Origin of the sequence: Amycolatopsis mongoliensis (assembly GCF_030285665.1) — a bacterium.
Classification (GTDB): domain Bacteria; phylum Actinomycetota; class Actinomycetes; order Mycobacteriales; family Pseudonocardiaceae; genus Amycolatopsis; species Amycolatopsis mongoliensis.
On the sequence record NZ_CP127295.1, the window covers coordinates 8648445 to 8673100 of the forward strand.

Sequence of the window (24656 nt, forward strand, 5' to 3'; positions counted from 1 at the left end):
CTCAGGACACGGTCCGGCGCGCGGCCGCGCCGAGCGCCGCGCCCCAGGCCTCGGCGCGCTCCAGCTCACCGGGCGCGGGGCCGGCGTCGGCCGGGTCGGTGCCGACGAAGAAGCTCTCGGCGGGCGCCGCCAGGCGGCACCCGAGCCGGCGCAGCCGCTTCGCGACGCCGAGCGACGCGGCGCCGGTGAGCACGCGGGGCTTGTCGAGGCGGGTGTCGAAAGCCGCGACCGGGAGCCCCTGCGGAACCGGCCCGAGGGAGTCCAGCCACTCGCGCACCCCGGTCTCCGACCGGGTGGGGTGATCTGCCTGCTGTGCGGCCGACTTCCGCGTCGCGGCGCGGCTCATGCCGTGCACGTGGGTGGGGCCGCCGACGACGAGCAGGTCGACGCCGGTGAGGTCCGCCGGCGCGTTGTCGACGTTGACCACCTCGGCGGCCATCCCTTGCGCGACGGCTCGGGCGATCTGCTCGGTGGCGCCGAACATCGACTCGAAGACGACGACGATGCGCATGCCTGCCTCCTCAGTGATCCAGCCGGACGGACTTCTGGGTGAGCTCTTCGATGTCACCGGCAGCGCACTCGAGCAGGTTGTGCGCGAGGTCGCTCAACGCGCGCGACGCCGCGAGCTCGTCGCCGATCTCGGGCACGTTCCGGTCGGCCGGGTTGAGCCGGGCCGTGCCGACGCCGGAGATCCGGGTGTCGTCGGCCGTGTGCAACCGGGCCGTGGCCCGGGTCCGGCCGTCGTTCTCGTCGATGATCAGCTCGACGCGCCAGCGCTTCTCCTGCATGACTACCTCCTCGTTCAAGATTCCTCGGGCACCATTTCGATGGCGCCACAGGGACATTCGGCGACGCAGATCCCGCACCCCTTGCAGTAGTCGAGATCGATCGCGTACTTGTCGCCCGGCTCGAGCTTGATGACGGCGTTGTCCGGGCAGACGCCGTAGCAGTTGTCGCATTCGAAGCAGTTGCCGCAGGACAGGCAGCGGCGAGCCTCGAACAAGGCCGTCGACGCGTCCAGGCCACCCTTGATCTCGTCGAAGGTGGACACCCGCCGGGACAGGTCGAGGTGCGGCCGGACGGTCCGGTCGGCGTCGCTGTAGTACCAGGTGTTGAGGTTCTCGAACGTCGCCGGGCGCGGGGCGGGCGGCTCGGTGGCGACCGCGCCGCGCAGCCAGGCGTCGATCTCCCTGGCCGCCTTCGCGCCGTGTCCCACCGCGACGGTCGCGGTCCGGCCGGACGGCACCATGTCACCGCCGGCGAAGATGCCCGGGTGCCCGGTCATCAGGCCCGGGCCGACCCGCACGACCCCGTCCGCGTGCTCGACGTCCGCCAGACCGTCCACAAGGGACAGATCGGCGTCCTGGCCGAGGGCCAGCACGACGCTGTCGGCGGCGAGCCGCTCGAATTCGCCGGTCGGCTGGGGGAACCCGGATTCGTCGAGCTGCATCTTCTCGACCGTGATGCCTTCGCCGTCGATCTCGCTGATCGTCGACAGCCACCGCATCGCGACGCCTTCTTCGGCGGCCTCGGCCACTTCGGACTCGTGCGCGGGCATCCGGTCACGCGTGCGCCGGTAGACGACCACGGCGTCGGTCGCGCCGAGCCGCTTCGCGGTGCGGGCGGCGTCCATCGCGGTGTTGCCCCCGCCGTAGACCGCCACGCGGCGGCCGAGCAGCGGCCGTTCCCCTTCTTCCATGCCGTGCAGCAGCGAAACGGCGTCGAGCACGCGGGCGGAGTCCCCGGCCGGGATGTAGGCGCGCTTGCCGACCTGCGCCCCGACCGCGAGGAAGACCGCGTCGAAACCACCGTCGGCCATGGTCTTCGCGGCATCGGTGACGCGGGTGTTCTGCTCGAACACGACACCCATGGCGCGGATCCGCTCGATCTCCGCGTCGATCACGTCGCGGGGCAGCCGGTAGCGCGGGATGCCGTAGCGCATCATCCCGCCGGGCGCGGCCTCCGCGTCGCGGACCGTGACGGCGTGCCCGAACCGGGCCAGGTGGTAGGCGGCGGAGAGGCCGGCCGGGCCCGCGCCAACGACGAGCACCCGCTTGCCGGACGGGTCCGCGACGGGGATCGTCCAGCCCTGCTTGATGCCCTCGTCGCCGAGGAAACGTTCGACGGAGTTGATCCCGACGGCCTCGTCGAGCTGCCCGCGGTTGCAGGCGCTCTCGCACGGCCGGTAGCAGATCCGGCCGAGCACGGCGGGCAGCGGGTTGTCGGCCATGATCCCCCGCCACGCGTTCTCGTAGTCCCCCGATTCCGCGTGGTAGAGCCACTTCTGGATGTCCTGGCCGGCCGGGCAGGCCTGGTTGCACGGCGGCAGCAGGTCGACGTAGACCGGCCGCTCGGTGCGCCACGCGCCGGTCTTGTTGGCCCGGCTGGACCCGACGTCGAGCGTGATCGCGAACGGCTTCTCGTGCTCCATCTCAGTCCTCCCCGAGCAGGTCGTAGCGGCGGATGTTGCGGTCGGCCTGCGCCTGGATCCGCGCGATCACGTCGGTGCGCGGCCGGTCGCCGAACAGGTGCGCGTACCGCGTCTGGCGCCGCAGGTAGTCCTCGACCGGCACGCGGCGGCGGATCTTCGACGTCGCGACGATCTCGCCGTGCTCGGCCTCGAACACCGGGAACAGCCCGCTTTCCTTGGCGAGGCGGGCGATCAGGATGGTGTCGTGGGACGCGCTGCCCCAGCCGAGCGGGCACGGCACCAGGACGTGCAGGTAGCGGGCGCCGCGGAACTCCATCGCCCGCGTCACCTTCGCTTCGAGGTCGCGCAGGTCCGCGACGGTCGCCGTCGCCACGTACGGGATCTCGTGCGCCAGCGCGATCATCGGGACGTTCTTGCCCTGCCCGAACACGGCGCCGGGCTCCGGTCCGACGGCCGGCGTCGTCGCCGTGCGGGCCGCGGCCGGGGTCGCCCCCGAGCGCTGGACGCCGGTGTTCATGTAGGCCTCGTTGTCGTAGCAGATGTAGAGCACGTCGTCGTTGCGCTCGAACATCCCGGACAGGCACGCGAAGCCGATGTCGACCGTGCCGCCGTCGCCACCCTGGCCGACCACGCGGACGTCGGTGCGGCCCTTGGCCTTCATCGCCGCCGCGACCCCGGTGGCGACCGCGGGTGCGTTGCCGAACAGCGAGTGCAGCCACGGGATCCGCCACGACGTCTCGGGGTACGGCGTCGAGAAGACCTCCAGGCAACCGGTCGCGTTGACGGCGACCATCCGGTTCCCGGTGGCGCGCATGGCCGCGTCGAGCGCGTACCGCGCGCCCAGTGCCTCCCCGCAGCCCTGGCAGGCGCGGTGCCCGCAGTCGATCGAGTTGATCCGCTGCCGGTCGGACTGCACGCTGCGCTGGTCGGCACCGAGCAGCCGGCCGCCGACCGCGAAGCTGCCGGTCTGGTAGAACTTGATCGGCGTCACCGCCATGTCATCACCCGATCCGTGAGGCGACCGCACCGAGGTCGCGCAGGAGGTTTTCGGCTGTGGGGCCCGAGCGCCGGGTGGCGGCGAGCCGGCCCAGCTCCCGGTCGATCAGCGTGCGGTCGAGGTCGAGGAACGTCAGCGGCGGCAGCCGGTCAGCTGCCCGCAGCACGCCGTCCAGGGAGGCCTTGGTGACCGCGCGGCCGCCGAGGCCCGCCACGACCGTGTGGACGTGCGTCGCGGGCGCCGCCGCGACGACGTTCTGCGTGACGATCCCGCCGACGCCGGGTTCGAAGGCGCGCTCCAGGACCACGACGTGCCGGGCGTGCCCGACCGCCGCGCGGACGGCGTCGGCCGGGAACGGCCGGAAGCAGGTCAGGCCCAGCACGCCGACGCGCAGGCCGGCTTCGCGCAGTTCGTCGACGGTGTCCTTGAGCGTGCCGAGCACCGAGCCGAGCGCGATGACGATCGTGTCGGCGTCCTCGGTGCGGTACGCGCGGGTCAGCCCGCCGGAGTTGCGGCCGAACGCCTCCGCGAAGCGGTCCGAGACGTCCGGGACGAGGTCGAGGGCTTCCATCAGCCGGGCGTGGGCGAGGTAGCGGACCTCGGTGAACGCCTCGGGGCCGACCATCGCCCCGATCGACGACGGTTCCGCCGGGTCGAGGACCTGGCGGGGCTCGTAGGGCGGCAGGAAGGCGTCGACTTGCTCCTGGTCCGGCGTGTCGACCTGTTCCCACGCGTGGGTCAGGACGAATCCGTCCATGCACACCATCACCGGGGTCGACAGTTCCTCGGCGATCCGGAACGCCTGGACGTGCAGGTCCGCGGCCTCCTGGTTCGTCTCCGCGTAGAGCTGGATCCAGCCGGCGTCGCGCAGCGCCATGCTGTCGCTCTGGTCGTTCCAGATGTTGATCGGCGCGCCGATCGCCCGGTTCGCCACCGTCATCACGATCGGCAGGCCGAGCCCGGAAGCGTTGAACACCGCCTCGGTCATGTACAGCAGGCCCTGGCTCGCGGTGGCGGTGTAGGCCCGCGCGCCGGCCGCGGACGCACCGATGGCGACCGACATCGCCGCGAACTCCGACTCGACGTTGACGAATTCGCACGGCTCGAGCGCGCCGGACTTCACCAGCTCCGCCAGGCCCTCCACGATGTGGGTCTGCGGCGAGATCGGATACGCGCAGACCACCTCCGGGCGGCACAGCGCGACCGCGTCGGCGACGGCCTTGGATCCTTCAATCTGCCTGAGCACGAGTCAGTTCCCCCCGTTCCGCACGCACGAACCCGTAGGCCGCGGTGGCCGCGGCGATGTTGCCGTCGGCCTTCGCGCCGCTGAACCGGCCGGAGATCGCGGTGATCACCGAGCGCAGCTCGACGACGCCGGTCAGGGCGGCGAACCCGCCGAGCAGCGCCGCGTTCGGCATCGGGCGGCCGAGGTGCTCGAGCGCGAACTCGGTGGCCGGCACCACGAGCAGCTGCTCGCGCCGGAACCCGCGGACGAACTCCCCCAGCCCCAGTTCCTCGAAGCTGTGCGCGGAGTTCACCAGCAGGTAGCCCTCGGGCTTCAGGCCCTCGAAGACGTTCACCTGGTGCAGCAGGGTGGCGTCCTGGATGATCAGCGCGTCGGGCCGCACGATCGGTTCCCGCGTGCGGATCACCCGGTCGGCGATCCGGCAGAAGGAGACGACCGGCGCGCCCGTGCGTTCCGAGCCGAAGCTGGGGAACGCCTGCGCGTGCCGCCCTTCGGTGAACGCGGCGACCGACAGCAGCTCGGCCGCGGTCACCACGCCTTGGCCGCCGCGGCCGTGGATGCGGACCTCGGTCGTGCTCATGTGCTCGGGTACTTGGCGAGGATGTCGCGCAGCGCCGCGACGAACCGCAGGGACTCGTCGTGGTCGCGCTGCCAGACGTTGCGACCGAAGATCAGCCCGGTCGCCCCGGCTTCCATCGACTCGCGCGCCTTCTCGAGCATCGCCTCGTCACCGGCCTTGCCGCCACCGGAGACGAGCAGCAGCGTCCGCCCGGCCGACCGGACGACCGCGTCGATCGCCTGCTGGCTGGTCGTTTCCTTCGCGTACGGGGCGGGGACGTTGTCGATCTTCGTGGGGTGCGGGAAGTTGACCTTGACGACGTCGGCGCCCAGCTCGGACGCGGTGCGCGCGGCGTAGTCGACGGCGTAGAACGAGTCGCGCCCGCCCTTGCCCTCGATGGCCGAACCCCGCGGGTAGGCCCAGACGATGAGCGGCATGCCCAGGCGGTGCGCGTCGGCGCGGACCTGCCGCAGCTGCGCGAAATCCTGTTCCTGCGCGGGAGTTCCGACGTAGAGGGTGTACCCGACGGCGTCCGCACCGAGCCGGACCGCGTCCTCGACGCTGCCGTGCAGCGGGGACAGCGCTTCGGCGTCGGACGGGATTTCGGTCTTGCCGTTGAGCTTCAGCACCAACGGCAGCTCACCCGCGTAGTCCCAGTAGAACTTCTCGGCCAGGCCGATCTGGATCGCGATCCCGTTGAACCCGCCTTCCAGCGCGAGCTTGAGGATGTACTTCGGGTCGCCCGCGGCCGGATTGGCGAAGAAGTCGCGGGGCCCGTGCTCCAGGCCCTGGTCGTAGGGCAGGAAGAACGCGGTCCCGTTGCGCAGGCCGTGTTCGTGCAGGATGCGGTGCAGGCGCGTCTTCTTGCCGGTGTTCAGGCCGAGTTCGGCCAGTGCGGGACGGTGCGCCATGGCGGCCTCCGGAATCGCTGGTTCGTGGTGTGCCCAGCACACCGCGCGGCGTCCGCCCCGCGCAGCGGCCGAACGCCACCGATGCCCGAGGCGGGGGGCCGGGACACCGAGGACCTTGGACCCTTGCGACGACGGCCCCGTCGGCGGCCAGACTTGCCGGGGGGAACTCACCCGGGAGGTCGTCGTGAAGGTTGATGAACTGCTCACCAAGGCCAAGGACGGGCTCGAGACCAAGATGGTCTACGGCGAGCCGTACGAGACCGACGGGGTCACCGTGATCGTGGCCTCGACGGTCAGCAGCGGCGGCGGTGGCGGAGACGGCCGCGACCAGAACGGCCGTTCCGGAGAGGGCGGCGGGTTCGGCCTGTCCGCCAAGCCGGTCGGCGCGTACGTGATCAAGGACGGCAAGCTGCGCTGGGAGCCGGCGGTCGACGTCAACCGCCTGCTGGCCACGGTCGGCGCGATCGTCATCGCCGCGCTCTTCGTCGCGACGCGCCTCGCGAAGCTCAAGTACCGCGCGGAGTCCCCCGCCGACGAGTCCTGACCCGCAAGTCGCTACCCGCGCTGGCCGTGGTCCGGGTCCTCGGCCCGGACCGCACCGGCGCCCCGGACCCGCTCGCTGAGGCAGGCGGCGATCGCGGCGGGCTGCGCGGCCCGCTCCTGCAGGGTCCGGGCGATCTTGGCCAGCACCGCGGTGAACTCCCGGACGTGCGCCGGCTGGGCCCGCTCGACGGACGCGTAGACGTCGTCCCGGAAGATCTCGAACATGGTTTCGATGGCGGCGCGCCCGGCCGGGGTCAGCACCACCAGGACACTGCGCCGATCGGTCGGGTGACGTTCGCGCCGGGCCAGCCCGGCCAGCTCGAGGCGGTCCAGGAGGGCGGTCACGCTCGCCGAAGCGATGCCCAGCCGCTTCACCAGCATCGACGGCGGGATCGGCCCCCGGTGCAGCAGTTCGCCCAGCGCGGCTGCCTCGTGCACCCCCACGCCGAGCGCGGACGCCATCGCCCGCCGGTACTCGTCGGTGGCCACGATCACCGCTCGCAGCTGCTCAGCCAGTCGTTCCATACCCGCTCACCACAGAAGATCAGATATCAAGCACCTAGATAAACTAGATACTAGACCAGCTAAGGTTTTCGTGCAGCGACGCCACCGATGATCAGCCACCCGAGCCACGCCGGAACGAGAGCCGATCACCATCGCGCCCGCGCAAAGATAGGGCAGGAATACCGAATTGGCAGCCCGCCACGCCGACCGGAAAAGGGGGCCGCCGCCGAACGGTCCGCGACCGGCCGCGCACAATTGTCCTCCGCCCCGGGTGACGTGCTCATTTCCCCAGCTCCGCACCGGCGCGGCCCGCCGACACGAAGTGCCGGCAACCCGTTCGGCCGCATCCGAAGCGGACAACCACCCCCGGGGGAACCGGCACCGCTCGGCCGCCCCCGGGAACCGCGGAGATTCTCGGTTTCCGAGAATAACCAGGCCCGAGAAGCGAGACACCCGGGAGCCGCGGCAGCCCGTCCACCCCCGCATCCCACCTCACGAAGACCGCGTTTCCCGGCCCGAAATTTTCCGACGGAAACGAACCTGAGTCGTATTTCAACGATAAAATCTTTGCATTCTGAGAATCTCGGCTCCACTTTCCGATCCACCGAGAAGCGAATTTCCGAAAGCTCGGTTATCATCGTCGGCGGAGTCGTTTTCGAGGAGATTCACTGATGCCGGACAGACCGTTTCCCGAACCTGCCGCCCCGCAGCCGGAGGTCGCCGCCCTCCGCCGTGAGCGAAATCGCTGGCTGCGCCGGGAAGCCAACCTGGCCCTGGGTCACGACGGAGCGGACGCGGCAGCGGCCCAGCAGGCCCGGACCGCTCATCTCGTGCTCACCTACGCCCTCGCGGTCATCGAGCAACGCCCCGCGGTCATCGGCTCCTTCGCCGACCTCACCCGGCAGCGTGCGGCCGGGGCCGAGACTCGCGGCAGTACGCCGGCTCGCTCCGGCACCGAAGTCCGGTACCCCTAGGGACTTCCCGGATCCGGCCGTCGATCGGCCTGCTCGTCCCCGGCGGCCCGGCGCGGCGGCCGGTCGACGACGACCGGGACCGCCCGGACGTCGTGCACCACCGTCACCCGCGCCGATCGCGCAGCACGACACGCGGGGTCGTCTTCGACGTGGAAGTACCCGGTCAGCGGGGCGAGCAGGGGATGCGTCTCGTCTCGGTACTCCCGCACCACGTGGTCGCCGTTCGGGCTGATCGGGTACCAGCACCGCTCGCAGAGCATCACGTCGTGCGCGTCCATCGTCGACACCGTCCCGCTCGGATCACCGTGCTGCCGGCGGCCCGCGGGGGGCCAGACCGCCGGCAGCAGTTCCCTGGGTGCGTCACCCCGGGCGGAGGGGGGAGGGCGAGCCCGGGACGACCCGTTCAGGGTGGCAGCCCGGCCCGCGCGGCCGGAGCCGCCGAACGGGGCAGGATTTTCCGGAGAATTTCGGAAATCGAGAATGGTTCCTATCGAACAGCGGCGGTTTTCCGAAGTTCCGCCGGTCCTGAAAAGTCGTGACGAACACGCAACGTCCGGCGGCACCGGAACTGCCATGCTGGTCGCGGCCAGACGACTCGAGCCTGGGCACGCCCGGACCCGGCAGGGGGCCCGGACCCCGTTTCACCCACGTGGAGGCGGCGGTGCACACGGTACGACGGCACATTCTCGACGGGCAGGCGGAAAGCTCCGGTGGGACGATCCCCGCGCCACGCGGAGCGCGGATCTGCGACGGCTGCGGGCAGGCGATGGCGCCGGAACGCGTGGTCGTGTCCCTGGTGCCGGACTCCTCCGTCGTGGACGAGTTCGACCCGGGCTGCGACGGCTGGCGCCCGGTGACGGTCTGCTGCTCCGAACACCTCCACCTGCTCAGCGACCGCGGCCGGGAAGCGTGGATCGACGAGCAGCTCTGGCTGGGCAGGCTCGGCCGGGCCAGCACCCGGCCGGGGCTGCGCCGCGCGAACCTGGCCACCATCGCCTGCCGCGCGTCCCTCACCCCCGAGCAGCTCCGGCGGACGCTGGCCTGGAACGCGGCCCGTTCCGTCCCGGCCACTTCCCTGCCCGGTGGCCAATCCCTCGCCCCCGGCCGGGAGTGAACCCGGCCGGCGCCACCTCCCGGGTGCCTACTCGTCGTCCCCGGCCAGGGCGGCGTCCGGCGGGTACACCCAGGTGATGGCCAGCGACCCCAGGCCGCGGGCCACCAGGTCCTGCCGGATCTGGTGGGTGGTGCAGCCGCCGTAGACCAGGCGGGTCAGCCGCAGCGTCCCCGCGTCGCGCGTGGGCAAGGCGACCAGGCTGAGCACGCCGTCACCGAACGAGTAGTGCTCGACCTGCTCACCGGGACCCGCGTACTCCGCCTCGATCAGGGTTTCGTAGTCCTGGCTCCCGTTCTCGGACAGCGTCGCGTACAGCTCGTCGACGAGGGCCTTGACCTGCGGTGGGTGATCCAGGTGGTGGGTGATCAGGGTGCTCCGCCGCCAGCTCCCGTCGTCGTGCGCTCGCGAAGACACGTTCGCTCCTCTCGTCCGCGGCAGGCGTGCCGCCGCGGCACCGGGGGACTTCGGCGACGAGAGCCGGCGAGCCTTCAACGGCGAAGAGCCCGGCGGCGGACGAACCCGATGACGGCGGTGCCCGCGAACAGCACGATGCCGATGATGGCCAGCCAGACCAGGCCCTTGAACGCGAACCCGATGACGGCCGTGATCAGCCACAGCACCAGCAGAACAACGATCAAAATCATCATAACGACCTCCTGGTCGACGAGAACGACATCCGGTCCACCGTTCGCTCTCGCGTCAGTGGCTTCTCACGCGGCCTTTCTTCCGCGCGTCTTCGGCCCGCAGGGGCGCGCCGACCTCGTGCAGGTAGCGCAGGATCTGGCCGTAGGACATCAGCAGGCCGCCCTCGCTGTAGCTGATCCCCCTGCTCACGCAGAACGCCTGCACCAACGGCTGAGCTCGCCGCAGCGTCGGGCGCGGCATGCTGGGGAACAGGTGGTGCTCGATCTGGAAGTTCAGCCCACCGAGCGCGAAGTCCACCCACGGCCGGCCGGTGACGTTGTGCGAGGTCAGCACCTGCTTGCGCAGGAAGTCCAGCTTGTTCTCCTTGGTCAGCGTCAGCATCCCCTTGTGGTTCGGGGCGAAGGAGCACCCCATGTAGAGGCCCCACAGTCCCTGGTGCACGGCGATGAACACGAACGCCTTGCCGGGCGAAAGGACCAGGAACACCGCGCCCAGGTAGGCCACGATGTGGACCGTCAGCAAGGTGGCCTCCACCCACCGGGCCTTCAACCCGCCGCGCCACACGGCCTTGATGCCCGACCAGTGCAGGTCAAGCCCCTCCAGCAGCAGCAGCGGGAAGAACAGGAACGCCTGGTACTTCGCCATCCACCGCAGGAACCCCTGCTTCGCGCGGCTCTGCCGGGGGGTGAAGGCCAGCGCGGCGATGTCGATGTCGGGATCGGCACCCTCGACGTTCGGATTGGCGTGGTGGCGGTTGTGCTTGCCGACCCACCAGCCGTAGCTCATCCCGACCAGCCCGGCCAGCCCGATCCCCACCGCGTCGTTCGCCCGGCGGCGGGGGAAGATCTGCTTGTGCCCGGCGTCGTGGCCGAGGAACGCGATCTGGGTGTACGCCACGGCCAGGAACGCCGCGGTGAACAGCTGCCACCACGTGTCGCCCAGCACCGCGAAGACCACCCAGGCGCCGGCGAAGACCAGCAACGTCAGGCTGCCCTTCACCGCGTAGTACACCGGACGGCGGCGCATCAGCCCGGCTTCCTTGACGATGCCCAGTAGTTCGGCGTAGTCGCTACCGTGTTTCGGACCCGGTCCCCGCCGGGTCGAAGCGGATACGGAGTTCATGGTTCGACCTCCTGTCGTGCTCTCAGACCGGCGCCCGCAGGCGCCCGCCCTCCGCTTCCCACCGCTGCCGGGCCGACGCCAGGCCGTCGGCGGCGAGCAGTGCCTCGGGGCTCTCGACGTTGCCCGCCTCCGCCGCCCTCCTCAGCACTTGGCGGGCGGTCCCCGGTTCGGTGCCGGGCGGCACCGTCAGCAGGGTGAGCCGGCGCCGGCCGCTCGCCCCGATCACGGTCACGGTGTCCGGGTGCTGCGAGCGGAACCCTTCCAGGCGCACCACCCGGCCCTCGATGGTCAGCCGGCGGCCCGGGGGGTCCCAGGCCGCCAGGTTGTAGGTGACCCGCTCGACGGTCCCCAGCCGGCCGGCCAGCGCGGCGACGAGGTCCGGCAGCTCGGCGGCCAGGCCGGCCGTCCGCGGCCACCAGGCACCGTCCACGAAACCGGCGGAGGATCCGGCCGGCTTCACCGACAGCCGATGCCGCGGGTCCGTCTCGGCGAGTGTGCCGTTGCCCATGACGACCTCAGCGGACTTTCTCGGGAATTTCCTCGAGCGTCCTCAGCAGCCGGATGGCCAGCGCGTGCGCTTCTTCGGCGGACAACGACGAATTGTCCTTCACCACGTCCTCGACGAGCTTCACGCGCTGCTCGTAACGGGACACAAAAACGGTTTCCATACCCATCCTCTTCTCTCCTCGTGATGCACGCTGAGCGACTATGCCGACGCCGGAACCGGGCCGCCGTTGGCCGGCGTCTCCTGCCGGGGAACAGCCGGCGCCGGGGCCGTCACCGCCGCATCCGGCAGAGCCGGAACCGCCGCGGAGGCCGACTCGGCTTCGCGCGCCAGGAACGTCCCGAGCTCACCGATGGTGCTCATCAGCGGCGCGGGGAACACGACCGTCGTGTTCTTGTCCACGCCGATCTCCACCAGGCTCTGCAGGTTCCGCAGCTGCAGCGCCAGCGGGTGCGCCATCATCGTGTCCGAGGCGTCGCCGAGCGCCGCGGCGGCCTGCGACTCGCCCTCCGCGTTGATGATCTTGGCTCGCTTCTCCCGCTCGGCCTCGGCCTGCTTCGCCATCGCCCGCTTCATCGACTCCGGCAGCTGGATGTCCTTCAGCTCCACCAACGTCACCTCCACACCCCACTCGGTCGTGGTGACGTCGAGGATCTGGCGGATGTCGGAGTTGATCGCGTCCGTCTCGGACAGCGTCTCGTCCAGCGTGTGCTGCCCGACGACCTTCCGCAGCGTCGTCTGTGCGATCTGGTCGATCGCCGCGTACACGTTCTCGATCGCGACGACCGACTTGGTCGCGTCGACCACCCGGAAGTACGCCACCGCGGAGACGTCCACGCTGACGTTGTCGCGGGTGATGATGCCCTGCGACTGGATCGGCATCGTCACGATCCGCAGCGACACCTGCCGCAGGACGTCGACGATCGGGATGATCAACCGCAATCCCGGCTCCCGCACCCCGATGACCCGGCCCAGCCGGAACAACACACCTCTCTCGTACTGCTTCACGATCCTGATCGACAAGCCCAGCAGGAGCAGGACGACCACGGCGATCGCGCCGATGATCCAGCCGTTCATGGTGAATCTCCCGTCTCAGGTGGAACGTTGCCACCGGAACTCCTCCGGCGGTTCACGACGCGTCCGCGGCCACGGGCCGCACCACGAGCAGCGGACAGGTCGCGTGGTAGAGCAGGGCCTGGCTGACCGGCCCCAGCACCATTCCCGAAAAGCCTCCTTGCCCCTGGCTTCCGACGACCAGCAGCTGCGCGTCCGCCGAGTACTCCAGCAGGCAGCGCACCGCGCGGTCGCGAGCCACGACCGTCCGCACCGCCACGCCGGGGTGCTTCTGCCGCCCGCGGTCCAACCGCTCGGCCAGCGACTCCCGTTCACGGAGCTCGAGGTCTTCCAGCGCCGCGATGTGCCGGCGGGCGTGGGCGTAGGCGCTGTCGGAGGTGAACCAGAGCCAGGCGTGCACCACGACGAGGTCCGCACCCCGCGACGCCGCTTCTTCGAAGCCCGCCGCGATCGCCAGGTCGCTGCTCACCGAGTCGTCGACCCCGACGACCACCGGCCCGGGCCAGGACACCGAGCCCGAGCGGCCGCGGACGACCGCCACCGGGCAGTGCCCCTGGGTGACGAGGGCGACCGCGGTCGAGCCGGCGAGGATCCCGGGAAAGCCGCCCAGCCCGACGGCCCCCACGACGACCAGCCGGGCGGCGCGGGACACCTCGACCAGGCTGGCGACCGGCGAACCGGCCGCCAGGTCGAGCTCGACCGCGAGGCCGGGGCGGTGGGCCAGGACGGCGGCCCGCGCCTCGTCGAGCCACTCGCGCCCATCCGATTCCAGGGCGGCCGAGAACGCCTCGGGCAGCGCGGCGGCGGAATGGGCCGGAACCGGCTGGGACACCGCGTGCACCAGGCGGAGCGGCAGGTCACGACGGCCGGCTTCGTCCGCCGCCCAGCGGGCCGCCGCCACGGCCTCGACCGACCCGTCCACCCCGGCCACGATCGGCCGAGGTGGACCGGTACCGTCTCTGTGCGACATTCTCTCGTCCCGAAGTCCAGGCGGACGGCCGTCATCCGGCGACCGTGATCCCAGCCAAGCTCGCGGACGTGGTCGCGGCTATGGCCGGAAGTCACCGTTGCCCAGGACCTCGGCCACCCGTGATCGTCCGGCACCCGAAGCGGGCCGAAGGTCCCGCCGCGGCGGGACGGACGACTCTAGGCCCGCTCCGGCGCCCGCCGGAAACTCCCGGCATGCAGACCCACGAGATCCAGCTGCACAACCGGAACGAGCAGCCCACCGCCGTCGTGGAAGCGACCCTGCCGGTCGCGCAGATCGGGCCTTGGCTCAGCGGGCAGTACGGCACCGTCGCCAAAACCCTGGCCGCCCACGGGCAGGCACCGATCGGACCCCCGTTCGCGCGCTACCACCCGGTCGCCGAAGGCCGGTTCCGCGTCGAAGCGGGGTTCCCGGTCGCCACCGCCATCGAAGCCGCCGACGGCGTCCGTCCGTCGACGCTGCCGGGCGGCCCGGTCGCCGCGACAGTCCACATCGGACCGTACGACGCGATGGAGTCCGCCTACGGTGCGCTCGCTTCGTGGGTGCACGAGCACGACGGCGAACTCGCCGGGGACGCCTGGGAGGTCTACCTGACTTCCCCGGCGGAGCACCCCGATCCGAGCACCTGGCGCACCGAGGTCGTGCAGCCCTACCGGATCCACTGAACCACAGCCAGCCGCCGTCGACGTCCGGCACGGACCGACCGGCAGATCGGACGACGATGGCAGTACAGGAGCACGCCGAGCACGCGGAAGACGCCCCCTCGGGCGGCCCGGACCCGGCTCGCGGCAAGGAGTTCACCCACCGGTTCGGCCTGCCGACCGCGACGGCGCTGGTGGTGGGGTCGGTCATCGGCACGGGCGTGTTCGCCCTGCCGTCGTCACTGGCCCCCTATGGCATGTCGAGCCTGCTGGCCTTCGTGCTGGTCACGCTCGGCGCACTGGCCTTGGCGCTGGTGTTCGGGTGGCTCAACAAACGAGTGCCGGGCTCGGGCGGGCCCTACTTGTACGCCCGGGACGCCTTCGGCGACTTCGGCGGTTTCGTCACCGCGTGGTCGTACTGGCTGACCGCCTGGGTCGGCAACGCCGGCATCGCGGTCGCGTGGGTCGGCTACGTCGAAGTGTTCGTCAACAAGAGCCACAACCCGTGGTGGTCGATCGTCATCGCCCTGGTCGGGCTGTGGCTGCCGGCCGCCGTGAACATCTCCGGGATCCGCAACCTCGCGTGGTTCCAGCTCGTCACCACGGTCCTCAAGTTCGTGCCGCTGGTGTTCATGGCCACGATCGGGCTGTTCTTCGTCAAGACGAGCAATCTCGGTTCGTTCAACCCCAGCGGGCTGTCCTGGCTCGGTGCCCTCTCCGCGGCAGCCGCGATCGCGCTGTTCAGCTACATCGGCCTCGAGACCGCCTCGGTCGCCGCCGGACGCGTCCGCGACCCGCAGCGCAACGTGTCCCGGGCGACCGTGCTCGGCACCCTGGTCTGTGCCCTGGTGTACATCCTGGGGACCGTCACGGTGTTCGGCACGGTCGGCCGCCAGACGCTGGTGGACTCCACCTCGCCGTTCTCCGATTCCGCCACCGCCATCTTCGGGGCGAGCTGGGCCGGGCAGGCCATGGCCGTGGTGGCGATCGTGTCCGGCCTCGGCTGCCTGAACGGCTGGACGCTGATCTGCGCCGAGATGCCGATGGCCGCGGCCCGCGACCGGCTGTTCCCGACCCAGTTCGCCAAGCTGAGCAAGAAGGAGATCCCGGTGTTCGGCATCGTGGCCGCCACCGTGCTGGCGTCGGTGCTCACCGCGTTCGGCTACTGGAGCTTCGAGGCCGTGTTCACCAACGTGGTGCTGCTCGGCGTGTTCACCGCGGTGATCCCCTACCTGTACTCCGCCGCAGCGCACCTCTACTGGCTCATCGTCCAGGGCCGCGCGCTGAACTGGCCCCACCTGGTCCGCGACCTGGTCGTGACCGCCTTCGCGCTGGTCTTCACCTTCTGGGCCCTGGCCGGCAGCGGGTACCAGGCCGTGTACTACGGCGTGTTCGTGTTCTTCCTCGGCATCCCGGTCTACGTCTGGATGAAGTCCCAGCGCAAGGAATATGGCGAAACACCCGTCCCGCCCATCCGCTACCCCGCCGACAGCCCGTACTTCCTGCCCCCGGAGCAGCCATGACCTTCGCCGTGCATTCGGAGGTCGGCCGGCTGAACCAGGCCATCGTGCACCGGCCGGGGCTCGAGCTGACCCGGCTCACCCCGCGCAACATCGGCGAACTGCTCTTCGACGACGTCCTGTGGGCCAAGCAGGCGAAGCAGGAGCACGACGCGTTCGCCGAAGCCCTGCGGGACAAGGGCGTCCGCGTGCACTACTACGGCCGGCTGCTGGCCGAAACACTCGCGCTGCCCGAGGGCCGGGCCTTCGTGCTGGACCGGGTGTGCACGCCCGAGATCCTCGGGCCCGCGCTGGTCGCGCCGCTGCGCGCGCTGTTCGACGACCTCGACGGCGACAGCCTCGCCGAGTACCTGGTGGGCGGCGTGCTCAAGGCCGACCTCCGGCCGCTGCGCACGCACAGCCTGCGGTGGGAAACCCTCGCCGCCGACGACTTCGTGCTCCCGCCCCTGCCGAACCACCTGTTCCAGCGCGACGACTCCTGCTGGGTGTACGGCGGGGTGTCGGTCAACCCGATGGCGAAGCCCGCGCGACAGCGGGAATCACTGCACACCCGGGCCATCTACCGCCACCACCCGATGTTCGCCGGCGCCGGGTTCCTCACCTACTACGGTGACGACGACGTCAGCCACCAGCCGGCCACCATCGAAGGCGGCGACGTGCACGTCCTCGGCGACGGCGCCGTCCTCATCGGCATGGGCGAGCGCACCACGCCCATGGCCGTGGAGATCCTCTCCCGGGCGTTGTTCTCGACCGGCCAGGCCCACACCGTCGTCGCCGTGGAGCTCCCGCGCTCCCACGCGACGATGCACCTGGACACGGTGATGAGCATGGTCGACCGCGCCACCTTCGTCGTCTACCCCTACTTCGACCGCAGCGCCCGCAGCTGGACCGTCACCGCCGGCGAAGAACCCGGCACCCTGCGCGTGCACGCGAACCGCGACCTGTGGCACACCCTCGCCGAACTCCTGAAGGTCCCCGAGGTCACGGTGCTCAGCACCGACGAGGACATCCGGGCCGCCGAGCGCGAGCAGTGGGACGACGGCACGAACTACCTCGCCGTCGCCCCGGGGGTCGTCCTCGGCTACGAGCGCAACGTCGCCACCAACACCATGCTGCGCAAGCACGGCATCGAAGTCGTGACCATCGCCGGCAGCGAACTGGGCCGCGGCCGCGGCGGCCCGCGCTGCATGACCTGCCCGATCGACCGCGACCCGAGCTGAACGGATCCGACATGGCCTTCAACCTGCGCAACCGCAGCTACCTGACCGAACTGGACTTCACCCGGGAAGAACTCGTCTTCCTGCTCGACCTGTCGGCCCAGCTCAAGTCCGCCGCCTACGCCGGGATCACGCGCGACCGGCTGGCCGGCAAGCACCTGGCGCTCATCTTCGAGAAGTCCTCCACCCGGACCCGGTGCGCGTTCGAGGTCGCCACGGCCGAAGAAGGCGCCACCACGACCTACCTCGGCCCCCAGGACACCCACCTGGGGCACAAGGAATCCGCCCGCGACACCGCCCGCGTGCTCGGCCGGATGTACGACGGGATCGAGTACCGCGGCCACGCCCAGCGCACCGTCGAACAGCTCGCGCAGTTCGCCGGCGTGCCCGTCTACAACGGACTCACCGACACCTGTCACCCGACCCAGTCGCTGTGCGACGTCTTCACCATGCGCGAGCACAGCACCAAACCCCTGCCGGACATCGCGTTCTGCTATCTCGGCGACACGCGCAACAATGTCGCGAGCTCCCTGCTCGCGATGGGCGCCAAGCTGGGCATGGACGTCCGGCTGGCCGGCCCGCGCGCGCTCTGGCCGGCCGAGGAGCACCTGGCGGCCTGCCTGCGCGAGGGTGCGGCCAGTGGCGCCCGGATCACCGTCACCGACAACGTCGACGAGGCCGTCGCGGGCGCGGACTTCCTCTACACCGACGTCTGGGTGTCCATGGGCGAGGCCGCCGGGACCTGGCACGAGCGGGTCGAACTGCTCGCGCCCTACCAGGTCACGGCGAAGACGATGAAGGCCACCGGCAATCCCGGCGTCCGGTTCCTGCACTGCCTGCCCGCCCTGCACGACCGCGACACCGAGGTCGGCGCCGAAGCCTTCCGCGAATTCGGTCTCGACGGCGTCGAGGTCACCGACGAGGTCTTCGAATCCCCGGCTTCGCTGGTGTTCGAGCAGGCGGAGAACCGGATGCACACCATCAAGGCGATCCTCGTCGCGACCCTGGGCAGCTGAGCCGTGCGGATCCTGGTCGCCCTGGGCGGCAACGCCCTGCTGCGCCGCGGCGAACGCCCGGACGCGGACCTGCAGCAGGTGAACGTGGTCGCCGCCGCCGAGGCGATCGCCGAGCTCACCACCGAACACGAAGTCGTGCTCACCCACGGCAACGGCCCCCAGGTCGGCATGCTCGCCCTCGAAAGCGCCGCAGACCCCGCCCTGACCCGCCCGTACCCCCTCGACGTCCTCGGCGCGCAGACCCAGGGCATGATCGGCTACCTGCTCGGCCAAGCCCTGCAGAACGTCGTGCCCGGCCGGCCGGTCGCCACCCTGATGACGCAGACGCTCGTCTCCGTCGCCGATCCCGCGTTCGCCGCCCCCACCAAGTTCGTCGGCCCCGTCTACCCGCAAGAACGAGCCGCCGCACTCGCCGCCGAACGCGGCTGGGCCGTGCGCCGGGACGGCCCCAACTGGCGCCGGGTGGTCCCGTCACCCCGCCCGCAGCGCGTCGTGGAAACCCGGGTGATCCGCACCCTCGTCGAGTCCGGGGCGATCGTGGTCTGCGCCGGCGGCGGCGGTGTCCCGGTCGTGCGCGACGAACACACCGGCCGGCTGCGCGGCGTCGAAGCCGTCGTCGACAAGGACCAGACGGCGGCCCTGCTCGCCGAAGCCCTCGACGCCGATGCCCTGCTGCTGCTCACCGACGTGCCGGCGGTCGTCGACCACTACGGCACCCCGCAAGCCGCCGCCATCCGCGAAACCACCCCCGCGCAACTACGAGCCCGGCAGTTCCCGGCCGGCTCGATGGGCCCCAAGGTCGACGCGGCGTGCCGCTTCGTCGAACTCACCGGCAACGTCGCCGCCATCGGCTCGCTCGGCTCCCCCGCCGCGATGCTGCGCGGCACCGAGGGCACGGTCATCCGGCCCGGCGCGAAGGCCGCCCATCCCCGCCCCGAAGTTACCTTGTCCCCTAGCTGACCGGCCGCGCCCCGAGGCAGCCTGAAACCCACGGACAGGGGGTGGGAGGGCGACATGGCGGGCAGCGGTTCCCCTTCGGGCGGCATCCGGAACACGCGGCCGGCACCGGCGAAGACCGGGTCGTTGCCGGCTGGCTGGTGGTACCTCCCGCTGACGATCCTCACCGCCGGGCTGGCCGCGTGGGTGCCGTTCTTCCACGCGGCCGTGGTGCTCGGCAGCGCCCGCCTGAGGTGGGCCTCCGCCGCCTACGCCGCGGCGATCGTGGCGATCTTCGGGTGCTTCGTCGTCGCACCGTCCGACGCGCAGGGCAATCCGGTCGGGACCGCCGGCACCGTCCTGCCGACCGTGGCCTTCCTGGGCTGGCTGACGCTGATCCCGGTCGCTTGCGTGCACCAGTGGCTGGTGCGGCGCCGGGTCGCCCGGACCGACGTCGTCGTGCCGGAACCGGTGATCGCGCAGGCTCTCGCCGCACGGGAACGGCGGAACACCGCGCGCAAGCTGGCCGAGTCCGATCCCCTGCTGGCCCGGGAACTGCGGATCGGCCGCCCCGACCTCGCCCGCAGCTATGACGACGGCGGCCTCGTCGACCTCAACAGCGCACCGGCCGCGACCATCGCGCAGGTGTGCGAGATCCCCCTCCCGGCGGCCGAGGACATCGACCTCGCCCGGCAGGAGGCCGGCTTCTCCAGCATCGACGAACTGCTGGTCATGGTCACCGTTCCGGTGTCGGCCTGGGACCGGATCCGGGACCGGGGGCTGACGCTGTCCGCCTGATCCCGGAGCGCGGGCCGGCCGCCTCAGCCCGCGTCATCGGCTCCCGGGTCGACGAGACCGCGACCGTCCCGGATGAACCGGCTGGGGTCGCTGCCCGCCCGCGCGCCACTGGCCAGCCAGCGGCGGAAGCCCGCCGGGTCCCGTCTTTCCAGCTCGTCCAGGCAGGCCCGCCGGACCAGCACCAGCTGTTCGCGGGTGCCGCTGTCCCGGACGACCTGCAGCTGGGAATAGCTGCGCCGCCACGCCCAGCAGAGCTCCTCGACGTCCAGGTCCGGGAGGGCCGCCGGGGACTGCACGGCCGGTCTCGGGTCGCCGCGGTCCCCGGCGGTGGCGGGCGGGTCGCCCGCACGCCGGGGCCGGCGTGCTCGCGGCGCGCAGCGGTAGCCGGCCAGGGCCAGTACTCCCAGGATCCCGGCACCGCTCACGAACCCGAACACCGACACGGTTTCGGCGACCAGCACCCCCACGAGGAACAACGCCAGGGAGGCGGCCACAGCCACCTGCGACGCCGTCCGGCCCAGCGTCCGGATCCGGGCCGTCTCGGGGGCCTCGTCGACCTGCTGCCAGACGACCAGGCCGATCATCGTGCTCATGATCGCCCAGATGACGAGCGCGTAGAACGGGAAGGACGCGAGACCGGAGAACACGAGCAGGATCGAGGTGGCATAGGTGAGAAAACCGGTCGCTCTGGTCAGCACGTCACACCTCGAACGCGTTTCCGGAAGGCGCGAGGGCCCCCGGTCGAGAGCCTTTCGCCCCGGGCCGGTGCCGGATTCCCGGCACGCCCCAGCCACGGAGCACCTCGCACGCGGTGCCGAGCACGTCCGGCAGGCGGTCGCGGGCCACCGGGCCGAGCCCGAACCGGCACACGGGCGCCTCGGTCACCAGCCCGGCGAGCGCGAGGTGCCGTGGTGCGCGGCCCATCAGCTCCACCGCGGACAACGCGTCCACGAGCCCCACGTCGTGGGCGGTGGCGCGCATTCCGTGGCCCCGGCGGATCTCGGCGTCCCGCAGGAGCACGATCGAGCCCGGCGGGCCGTGGCGCTCCGACACGGCGTCGAGCACGAGCACCGCGGCGCGGTCCGCCAGCAGCGGGGTCAGCAGGAGTCCCAGCGTGCTGCCGTCCAGCACCTCCACGCCGGGCGGGAGCAGCGGCGCCAGCCTGCGGGCGGCGACCACGCCCACGCCGTCGTCGCCGAGCAGTTCGTTGCCGATGCCCAGCACGAGCACCGGGGCGGGGGCCGTCATCTGCGGTCACCGGGCAGGAACTTGTAGCCGGAGAAGATCGACGTCATCAGGCCGGAGCCCTCGACGCGGTCGACCAGCAGCCCGCTGTAGAGGTGGTGGACCATGAAGCCCCAGGTGAGCCACATGATCAGGTGGTGGGTGAACCGGATCGTCGACAGCGCGAACAGCGGGGTGAGCCAGCCGGTGAGGAACGCGGCCCAGCCGTTGCCCTCCACGCCCCACAGCACGACCCCGGTCACGATCTCCACGCCGAACATCAGGTACAGCACCGTGTACGTCATCCCGGCGAGCGGGTTGTGCCCGACCACCGGCGGGGCGTCGCGTTCGAGGAAGGTGTAGAAGCGCACCGACGGGATGATCTGGCGGAAGCGCTCGCGGGTGGTCGGGATCCACTCCGTCCAGCGCGACCACCGGTTGGGGGACAGGAACATCCACGCCACCCGGGCGAGGATCAGGGCGATGAAGCCGTACGCCGCGAACTTGTGGACGATCTTCACCCAGGCGACCCACCCCGCACTCGCGGGCAGGGCCAGGATCGGGTTTCCGATGAGGTAGCCGGTCACGCTCAGCACGGCCAGCGCGAGCACCAGCAGCCAGTGGATGACCCGGACCGGCAGGTCCCAGACCCGGACCCGGACCAGCGCCGGTTCCGGGGCGGTTTCCCGCGCCGAGGCCGTCATTGCACGAGCACCTTCGCCACGGCTTCGCCGTCGGCGTCGTAGACGTGCGCCGCGCACGCCATGCACGGGTCGAACGAGTGCAGCGTGCGCAGGATCTCCAGCGGCCGGGCCGGATCGGCCACCGGGGTGCCGACCAGGGACGCCTCGTACGGACCCGGGTTGCCCCGGTCGTCGCGCGGGCTCGCGTTCCAGGTGCTGGGCACGACGGCCTGGTAGTTGCGGATGCGCCCGTCCTCGATGACCACCCAGTGCGAGAGCGAACCCCTTGGTGCCTCGTGGAAGCCGACACCGAAGGACTTTCCGTCGGGCCAGGAAGCCGGGTCCCACTTGGTGTTGTCGGCGATCGTCAGGTCGCCGCCGGCGATGTTGTCGCGCAGCCGGTTCACCAGCTCCAGCGAATACCGGGCCATCAGCTGGGTCTCCAGACCGCGGGCCAGCACCCGCCCGAGCGTCGACATCAGCGCCGACGCGGGCAGCTTCAGCCGGTCCAGGGCGCCTTGGACGAGCGGCTTGATGCGGGCGTCACCGGCGGTGTAGCCGACGAGCATGCGCGCGAGCGGGCCGACCTCCATCGCCCGCCCGTCGTAGCGCGGGGCCTTGAGCCACGAGTACTTGCCTGCGACGTCGAGCTGGTCGAACGGGGGCTGCGGGCCGGTGTAGTCCGGCGTGGTGCTGCCCTGCCACGGCGGGAGGGAGGCCTTCGCGTCGTCGTAGCGGTACCAGGAGTGGAACGCGGACTCGGAGACCTTGTCCCGGACGAACGGCTCGGGTTTCCCGTCCACCAGCACGCCGCCGGGGAACAGGCCGCCCTGCGGTGGCTGTCCCTTGGCCGGCGCCGACGGCGTGTAGTCGCCGAAGACGAGGTACGAACCGATCCCCCGCCCGTAGGTGGTCCACTCGGGGTAGGCCTGGGCGATCGCGTAGAGGTCGGGCAGGTAGACCTGCTCGATGAAGTCGACGCCCCGCTGCACGAGCTGGGCGAGCTGCTGCAGCGTGTTGTCGTTGATCGCGTCCTGGCTCGCCGGGTCGACCGGCGAGGCCATCCCGCCGACGAGGTAGGTCTGCGGGTGCGGGTTCTTGCCGCCGAGCAACGCGTGGATGCGGACGTAGTCGCGCTGGAACTCCAGCGCGTCGAGGTAGTGGCTGAAGGCGAGCAGGTCGACCTCCGGCGGGAGGCGGTAGGCCGGGTGCCCCCAGTAGCCGTTGGTGAAGGGCCCGATGTTCCCACTGGCGAGGAATCCCTTGAGCCGGTCGCGCACCGACGCGAACAGCGCGGTCGTCGCCCGCGGGTAGTCCGAAAGGGACTGCGCGACCGAAGCGGTCTTGGCGGGATCGGCCCGCAACGCTGCGGTGGGGTCGATCCAGTCCAGCGCGTGCAGGTGGTAGAAGTGCACGACGTGGTCGTGCAGGAACTGCGCCGCCGCGATGAGCTGGCGCAGCAGGCGCGCGTTCGGCGGGGGCACGGCCCCGACCGCGTCCTCGACCGCGCGCACCGAAGCCAGCGCGTGCACGGTGGTGCAGACCCCGCAGATGCGTTGCGCGAACAGCCACGCGTCGCGCGGGTCACGCCCGGCGAGGATGGTCTCGATGCCGCGCCACATGGTCGAAGACGAGTAGGCGTCCTTGACGACTCCGCCGTCCACCGTGACTTCGACGCGCAGATGTCCCTCGATCCGGGTGACGGGGTCGATGACCAGCCGGGCCATGGGTCACCCGTCCTCTCGGTCGGCGGGCTCGGGTTCCGGGGTCTTCCGCGCCTCCCGGATCGCGAGGAGCTTGTGCTGGACGACCTTGCCGACGCCGTGCAGCGCGAACCCGGCGGCGGTCGCACCGACGACGGTCAGGCCGATCTCGTCGACCGTGAAGTCGCCGCCGACCGCCTGGACGTCCGGGAGCCGCTCGTAGAACGGCGTCATCGCGTCCCAGAAGCCCGGCTCCGAACAGCCGACGCAGCCGTGGCCGGCGGCGATCGGCCACGACGTGCCGTCGTTGTAGCGCACGCTCGGGCAGTTGTGGAACGTGCTCGGGCCCTTGCAGCCCAGCTTGTAGAGGCACCAGCCCTTCCGGTGCCCTTCGTCGCCCCACTCCTCGGCGAACTGCCCGGCGTCGAAGTGCCCGCGGCGGGGACAGGTGTCGTGGATGCGCTCCCCGTAGGCGAACAGCGGCCGGCCCAGGTCGTCCGCGGCCGGGAACTCGCCGAACGTCAGGTAGTGCACGATCGTGGCGGTCAGGTTGTCGGCGTTCACCGGGCACCCCGACAGGTTGATCACCGGGACCCCGCTGACGACGTCTTCCACCCGCACCGCACCGGTCGGGTTCGGCCCGGCGGCCGGGATCCCGCCGAACGCCGAGCAGGTGCCCACGTTGATGACGCCCGCCGCGCCGCGCACGGCGCTGCGCAGCAGGTCCTCGGCCGAGCGGCCGCCGATCGTGCAGGCGCCGGGGATGCCGGTGGGCACCGACCCTTCGACGACGACCAGGTGCCCGCCCCGGGCGACCGCGTCGTCGCGCGCCTTCTCGGCCGCGGTGCCGGCCGCCGCCATCAGGGTCTCGTGGTAGTTCAGCGAGATCATCCCGAGGAGGAGATCCGCGGTCGAGGGGTTGCGCGAGCGCAGGAACGCCTCGGTGTCGCCCGCGCAGTCCTGGAACTCGAGCCACACCACCACCGGTCGTTCCACAGTGGACAACGCTTCGGCGACCCGGGGCGCGAACCGCTCCGGCAGCGCCAGCGTCGTCGCCATCGCCGCGCAGAACGTCAGGAACCGGCGCCGCCCGATCCCCGCTTCGGCCAGACGCGCCGGCAGCGGGCGGTGGTCGGCGGCGGCCGGCACGCCGGGCCCGGGTTGGGTGCTTTCGCTGCGGCCGGGAGTCATCGCCACCTCCGCCAAGCCGCCGGCGCCGGTGTCCTGGCGGCGCGCTCGATGGTGCTTCACGACCTCGGCGGCGGCTAGGGCCTAAAGTCACCTTGCCCCCGGCGCACCAGCGGG

Annotated in this window: 30 protein-coding genes; 9 read left to right on the forward strand and 21 right to left on the reverse strand. The window is 71.3% G+C overall.

Annotated elements, in window-relative coordinates; all coding sequences use genetic code 11:
• Nucleotide 1: 1 nt before the first annotated feature.
• Genes QRX60_RS41495 through QRX60_RS41525 form a run of 7 tightly spaced genes read right to left on the reverse strand, consistent with a single transcriptional unit; the run spans nucleotide 2 to nucleotide 6144 of the window.
• Entirely contained in the window at nucleotides 2-511 is a 510-nt protein-coding gene (locus QRX60_RS41495; RefSeq protein WP_285996935.1) for a flavodoxin family protein, read from the reverse strand.
• 10 nt (nucleotides 512-521) lie between these two features.
• Nucleotides 522-788, reverse strand: coding sequence for a DUF1876 domain-containing protein (locus QRX60_RS41500; RefSeq protein ID WP_285996936.1), 267 nt, complete (start codon nucleotides 786-788; stop codon nucleotides 522-524).
• A 14-nt stretch (nucleotides 789-802) separates the two neighbouring features.
• The gene (locus QRX60_RS41505; RefSeq protein ID WP_285996937.1) at nucleotides 803-2431 is read right to left on the reverse strand and encodes an NAD(P)-binding protein; all 1629 of its coding nucleotides are present in this window, start codon (nucleotides 2429-2431) and stop codon (nucleotides 803-805) included.
• Between the two features lies 1 nt (nucleotide 2432).
• A complete protein-coding gene (locus tag QRX60_RS41510) occupies nucleotides 2433-3428 on the reverse strand; it encodes a thiamine pyrophosphate-dependent enzyme (protein WP_285996938.1) in 996 nt (331 codons plus the stop codon).
• A gap of 4 nt (nucleotides 3429-3432) precedes the next feature.
• Complete coding sequence (locus QRX60_RS41515) at nucleotides 3433-4674, reverse strand: transketolase C-terminal domain-containing protein (protein WP_285996939.1); 1242 nt, start codon at nucleotides 4672-4674, stop codon at nucleotides 3433-3435.
• Complete coding sequence (locus QRX60_RS41520) at nucleotides 4658-5254, reverse strand: 2-oxoacid:acceptor oxidoreductase family protein (RefSeq protein WP_285996940.1); 597 nt, start codon at nucleotides 5252-5254, stop codon at nucleotides 4658-4660. The genes QRX60_RS41515 and QRX60_RS41520 overlap by 17 nt, the downstream gene beginning before the upstream one ends.
• Entirely contained in the window at nucleotides 5251-6144 is an 894-nt protein-coding gene (locus tag QRX60_RS41525) for a class I fructose-bisphosphate aldolase (RefSeq protein WP_285996941.1), read from the reverse strand. The genes QRX60_RS41520 and QRX60_RS41525 overlap by 4 nt, the downstream gene beginning before the upstream one ends.
• Before the next feature lie 184 nt (nucleotides 6145-6328).
• Here QRX60_RS41525 and QRX60_RS41530 point away from each other — a divergent pair, with 184 nt between their 5' ends.
• Nucleotides 6329-6688, forward strand: a complete 360-nt coding sequence (locus tag QRX60_RS41530; protein WP_285996942.1) for a spore germination protein GerW family protein — start codon at nucleotides 6329-6331, stop codon at nucleotides 6686-6688.
• A gap of 11 nt (nucleotides 6689-6699) precedes the next feature.
• Here QRX60_RS41530 and QRX60_RS41535 read toward each other — a convergent pair whose 3' ends face one another.
• The gene (locus QRX60_RS41535) at nucleotides 6700-7212 is read right to left on the reverse strand and encodes a MarR family winged helix-turn-helix transcriptional regulator (RefSeq protein WP_285996943.1); all 513 of its coding nucleotides are present in this window, start codon (nucleotides 7210-7212) and stop codon (nucleotides 6700-6702) included.
• A gap of 650 nt (nucleotides 7213-7862) precedes the next feature.
• On the opposite strand from QRX60_RS41535, the gene QRX60_RS41540 reads away from it, so the two are divergent.
• Nucleotides 7863-8165 (forward strand): hypothetical protein, encoded by a 303-nt coding sequence (locus tag QRX60_RS41540; RefSeq protein WP_285996944.1) that lies wholly within the window; start codon nucleotides 7863-7865, stop codon nucleotides 8163-8165.
• Here QRX60_RS41540 and QRX60_RS41545 read toward each other — a convergent pair.
• Nucleotides 8162-8443, reverse strand: coding sequence for a hypothetical protein (locus QRX60_RS41545; RefSeq protein WP_285996945.1), 282 nt, complete (start codon nucleotides 8441-8443; stop codon nucleotides 8162-8164). The two genes, QRX60_RS41540 and QRX60_RS41545, sit on opposite strands and share 4 nt — an antisense overlap.
• Nucleotides 8444-8826: 383 nt before the next feature.
• Here QRX60_RS41545 and QRX60_RS41550 point away from each other — a divergent pair, with 383 nt between their 5' ends.
• Nucleotides 8827-9279, forward strand: a complete 453-nt coding sequence (locus QRX60_RS41550) for a hypothetical protein (RefSeq protein ID WP_285996946.1) — start codon at nucleotides 8827-8829, stop codon at nucleotides 9277-9279.
• 27 nt (nucleotides 9280-9306) lie between these two features.
• Here QRX60_RS41550 and QRX60_RS41555 read toward each other — a convergent pair whose 3' ends face one another.
• The 7 genes from QRX60_RS41555 to QRX60_RS41585 form a co-directional block, all read right to left on the reverse strand.
• Complete coding sequence (locus QRX60_RS41555) at nucleotides 9307-9693, reverse strand: hypothetical protein (protein ID WP_285996947.1); 387 nt, start codon at nucleotides 9691-9693, stop codon at nucleotides 9307-9309.
• A 74-nt stretch (nucleotides 9694-9767) separates the two neighbouring features.
• Complete coding sequence (locus QRX60_RS41560; protein ID WP_286003885.1) at nucleotides 9768-9926, reverse strand: hypothetical protein; 159 nt, start codon at nucleotides 9924-9926, stop codon at nucleotides 9768-9770.
• A gap of 52 nt (nucleotides 9927-9978) precedes the next feature.
• Nucleotides 9979-11046 (reverse strand): fatty acid desaturase family protein, encoded by a 1068-nt coding sequence (locus QRX60_RS41565; RefSeq protein WP_285996948.1) that lies wholly within the window; start codon nucleotides 11044-11046, stop codon nucleotides 9979-9981.
• Nucleotides 11047-11068: 22 nt separating this feature from the next.
• Nucleotides 11069-11554: a DUF5994 family protein gene (locus QRX60_RS41570; RefSeq protein ID WP_285996949.1), complete on the reverse strand. Its 486-nt coding sequence runs from the start codon at nucleotides 11552-11554 to the stop codon at nucleotides 11069-11071.
• Nucleotides 11555-11561: 7 nt separating this feature from the next.
• Complete coding sequence (locus QRX60_RS41575) at nucleotides 11562-11720, reverse strand: DUF6307 family protein (RefSeq protein ID WP_285996950.1); 159 nt, start codon at nucleotides 11718-11720, stop codon at nucleotides 11562-11564.
• Nucleotides 11721-11752: 32 nt separating this feature from the next.
• Entirely contained in the window at nucleotides 11753-12628 is an 876-nt protein-coding gene (locus QRX60_RS41580) for a slipin family protein (RefSeq protein WP_285996951.1), read from the reverse strand.
• Nucleotides 12629-12680: 52 nt separating this feature from the next.
• Complete coding sequence (locus tag QRX60_RS41585; protein WP_285996952.1) at nucleotides 12681-13595, reverse strand: universal stress protein; 915 nt, start codon at nucleotides 13593-13595, stop codon at nucleotides 12681-12683.
• A gap of 212 nt (nucleotides 13596-13807) precedes the next feature.
• Here QRX60_RS41585 and QRX60_RS41590 point away from each other — a divergent pair, with 212 nt between their 5' ends.
• From QRX60_RS41590 to QRX60_RS41615, 6 genes are read left to right on the forward strand one after another with little or no spacing between them, the layout of a single operon-like run.
• The gene (locus tag QRX60_RS41590; RefSeq protein ID WP_285996953.1) at nucleotides 13808-14278 is read left to right on the forward strand and encodes a GyrI-like domain-containing protein; all 471 of its coding nucleotides are present in this window, start codon (nucleotides 13808-13810) and stop codon (nucleotides 14276-14278) included.
• 56 nt (nucleotides 14279-14334) lie between these two features.
• The gene (locus QRX60_RS41595; RefSeq protein WP_285996954.1) at nucleotides 14335-15777 is read left to right on the forward strand and encodes an APC family permease; all 1443 of its coding nucleotides are present in this window, start codon (nucleotides 14335-14337) and stop codon (nucleotides 15775-15777) included.
• Entirely contained in the window at nucleotides 15774-16994 is a 1221-nt protein-coding gene (locus tag QRX60_RS41600; RefSeq protein ID WP_285996955.1) for an arginine deiminase, read from the forward strand. The genes QRX60_RS41595 and QRX60_RS41600 overlap by 4 nt, the downstream gene beginning before the upstream one ends.
• Before the next feature lie 11 nt (nucleotides 16995-17005).
• Complete coding sequence (gene argF, locus QRX60_RS41605) at nucleotides 17006-18007, forward strand: ornithine carbamoyltransferase (RefSeq protein WP_285996956.1); 1002 nt, start codon at nucleotides 17006-17008, stop codon at nucleotides 18005-18007.
• A gap of 3 nt (nucleotides 18008-18010) precedes the next feature.
• Nucleotides 18011-18967 (forward strand): carbamate kinase, encoded by a 957-nt coding sequence (locus tag QRX60_RS41610; protein ID WP_285996957.1) that lies wholly within the window; start codon nucleotides 18011-18013, stop codon nucleotides 18965-18967.
• 54 nt (nucleotides 18968-19021) lie between these two features.
• Nucleotides 19022-19741 (forward strand): hypothetical protein, encoded by a 720-nt coding sequence (locus QRX60_RS41615; RefSeq protein WP_285996958.1) that lies wholly within the window; start codon nucleotides 19022-19024, stop codon nucleotides 19739-19741.
• A 23-nt stretch (nucleotides 19742-19764) separates the two neighbouring features.
• Here the strand turns inward: QRX60_RS41615 and QRX60_RS41620 are convergent, their stop codons facing one another.
• Genes QRX60_RS41620 through QRX60_RS41640 form a run of 5 tightly spaced genes read right to left on the reverse strand, consistent with a single transcriptional unit; the run spans nucleotide 19765 to nucleotide 24602 of the window.
• A complete protein-coding gene (locus QRX60_RS41620; protein WP_285996959.1) occupies nucleotides 19765-20439 on the reverse strand; it encodes a hypothetical protein in 675 nt (224 codons plus the stop codon).
• Between the two features lies 1 nt (nucleotide 20440).
• The gene (locus QRX60_RS41625) at nucleotides 20441-20989 is read right to left on the reverse strand and encodes a hydrogenase maturation protease (RefSeq protein WP_285996960.1); all 549 of its coding nucleotides are present in this window, start codon (nucleotides 20987-20989) and stop codon (nucleotides 20441-20443) included.
• On the reverse strand, nucleotides 20986-21669 hold the full coding sequence (cybH, locus tag QRX60_RS41630) for a Ni/Fe-hydrogenase, b-type cytochrome subunit (protein ID WP_285996961.1): 684 nt from the start codon (nucleotides 21667-21669) through the stop codon (nucleotides 20986-20988). Before cybH ends, QRX60_RS41625 begins: the two co-directional genes overlap by 4 nt.
• Nucleotides 21666-23375 carry a nickel-dependent hydrogenase large subunit gene (locus QRX60_RS41635; protein WP_285996962.1) on the reverse strand — a complete coding sequence of 570 codons (1710 nt, stop codon included), beginning with the start codon at nucleotides 23373-23375 and terminating at the stop codon, nucleotides 21666-21668. The genes cybH and QRX60_RS41635 overlap by 4 nt, the downstream gene beginning before the upstream one ends.
• Before the next feature lie 3 nt (nucleotides 23376-23378).
• Entirely contained in the window at nucleotides 23379-24602 is a 1224-nt protein-coding gene (locus QRX60_RS41640) for a hydrogenase small subunit (RefSeq protein ID WP_285996963.1), read from the reverse strand.
• Nucleotides 24603-24656 lie beyond the last annotated feature (54 nt).

What these genes read in the sequence shown, in the direction of transcription:
- QRX60_RS41495 (WP_285996935.1), bottom strand. Translation starts at nt 511, where the DNA reads ATGCGCATCGTCGTCGTCTTCGAGTCGATGTTCGGCGCCACCGAGCAG.
- QRX60_RS41500 (WP_285996936.1), bottom strand. Translation starts at nt 788, where the DNA reads ATGCAGGAGAAGCGCTGGCGCGTCGAGCTGATCATCGACGAGAACGAC.
- QRX60_RS41505 (WP_285996937.1), bottom strand. Translation starts at nt 2,431, where the DNA reads ATGGAGCACGAGAAGCCGTTCGCGATCACGCTCGACGTCGGGTCCAGC.
- QRX60_RS41510 (WP_285996938.1), bottom strand. Translation starts at nt 3,428, where the DNA reads ATGGCGGTGACGCCGATCAAGTTCTACCAGACCGGCAGCTTCGCGGTC.
- QRX60_RS41520 (WP_285996940.1), bottom strand. Translation starts at nt 5,254, where the DNA reads ATGAGCACGACCGAGGTCCGCATCCACGGCCGCGGCGGCCAAGGCGTG.
- QRX60_RS41525 (WP_285996941.1), bottom strand. Translation starts at nt 6,144, where the DNA reads ATGGCGCACCGTCCCGCACTGGCCGAACTCGGCCTGAACACCGGCAAG.
- QRX60_RS41535 (WP_285996943.1), bottom strand. Translation starts at nt 7,212, where the DNA reads ATGGAACGACTGGCTGAGCAGCTGCGAGCGGTGATCGTGGCCACCGAC.
- QRX60_RS41540 (WP_285996944.1), top strand. Translation starts at nt 7,863, where the DNA reads ATGCCGGACAGACCGTTTCCCGAACCTGCCGCCCCGCAGCCGGAGGTC.
- QRX60_RS41545 (WP_285996945.1), bottom strand. Translation starts at nt 8,443, where the DNA reads ATGGACGCGCACGACGTGATGCTCTGCGAGCGGTGCTGGTACCCGATC.
- QRX60_RS41560 (WP_286003885.1), bottom strand. Translation starts at nt 9,926, where the DNA reads ATGATGATTTTGATCGTTGTTCTGCTGGTGCTGTGGCTGATCACGGCC.
- QRX60_RS41565 (WP_285996948.1), bottom strand. Translation starts at nt 11,046, where the DNA reads ATGAACTCCGTATCCGCTTCGACCCGGCGGGGACCGGGTCCGAAACAC.
- QRX60_RS41570 (WP_285996949.1), bottom strand. Translation starts at nt 11,554, where the DNA reads ATGGGCAACGGCACACTCGCCGAGACGGACCCGCGGCATCGGCTGTCG.
- QRX60_RS41575 (WP_285996950.1), bottom strand. Translation starts at nt 11,720, where the DNA reads ATGGGTATGGAAACCGTTTTTGTGTCCCGTTACGAGCAGCGCGTGAAG.
- QRX60_RS41580 (WP_285996951.1), bottom strand. Translation starts at nt 12,628, where the DNA reads ATGAACGGCTGGATCATCGGCGCGATCGCCGTGGTCGTCCTGCTCCTG.
- QRX60_RS41585 (WP_285996952.1), bottom strand. Translation starts at nt 13,595, where the DNA reads ATGTCGCACAGAGACGGTACCGGTCCACCTCGGCCGATCGTGGCCGGG.
- QRX60_RS41590 (WP_285996953.1), top strand. Translation starts at nt 13,808, where the DNA reads ATGCAGACCCACGAGATCCAGCTGCACAACCGGAACGAGCAGCCCACC.
- QRX60_RS41595 (WP_285996954.1), top strand. Translation starts at nt 14,335, where the DNA reads ATGGCAGTACAGGAGCACGCCGAGCACGCGGAAGACGCCCCCTCGGGC.
- QRX60_RS41600 (WP_285996955.1), top strand. Translation starts at nt 15,774, where the DNA reads ATGACCTTCGCCGTGCATTCGGAGGTCGGCCGGCTGAACCAGGCCATC.
- argF (WP_285996956.1), top strand. Translation starts at nt 17,006, where the DNA reads ATGGCCTTCAACCTGCGCAACCGCAGCTACCTGACCGAACTGGACTTC.
- QRX60_RS41615 (WP_285996958.1), top strand. Translation starts at nt 19,022, where the DNA reads ATGGCGGGCAGCGGTTCCCCTTCGGGCGGCATCCGGAACACGCGGCCG.
- QRX60_RS41625 (WP_285996960.1), bottom strand. Translation starts at nt 20,989, where the DNA reads ATGACGGCCCCCGCCCCGGTGCTCGTGCTGGGCATCGGCAACGAACTG.
- cybH (WP_285996961.1), bottom strand. Translation starts at nt 21,669, where the DNA reads ATGACGGCCTCGGCGCGGGAAACCGCCCCGGAACCGGCGCTGGTCCGG.
- QRX60_RS41635 (WP_285996962.1), bottom strand. Translation starts at nt 23,375, where the DNA reads ATGGCCCGGCTGGTCATCGACCCCGTCACCCGGATCGAGGGACATCTG.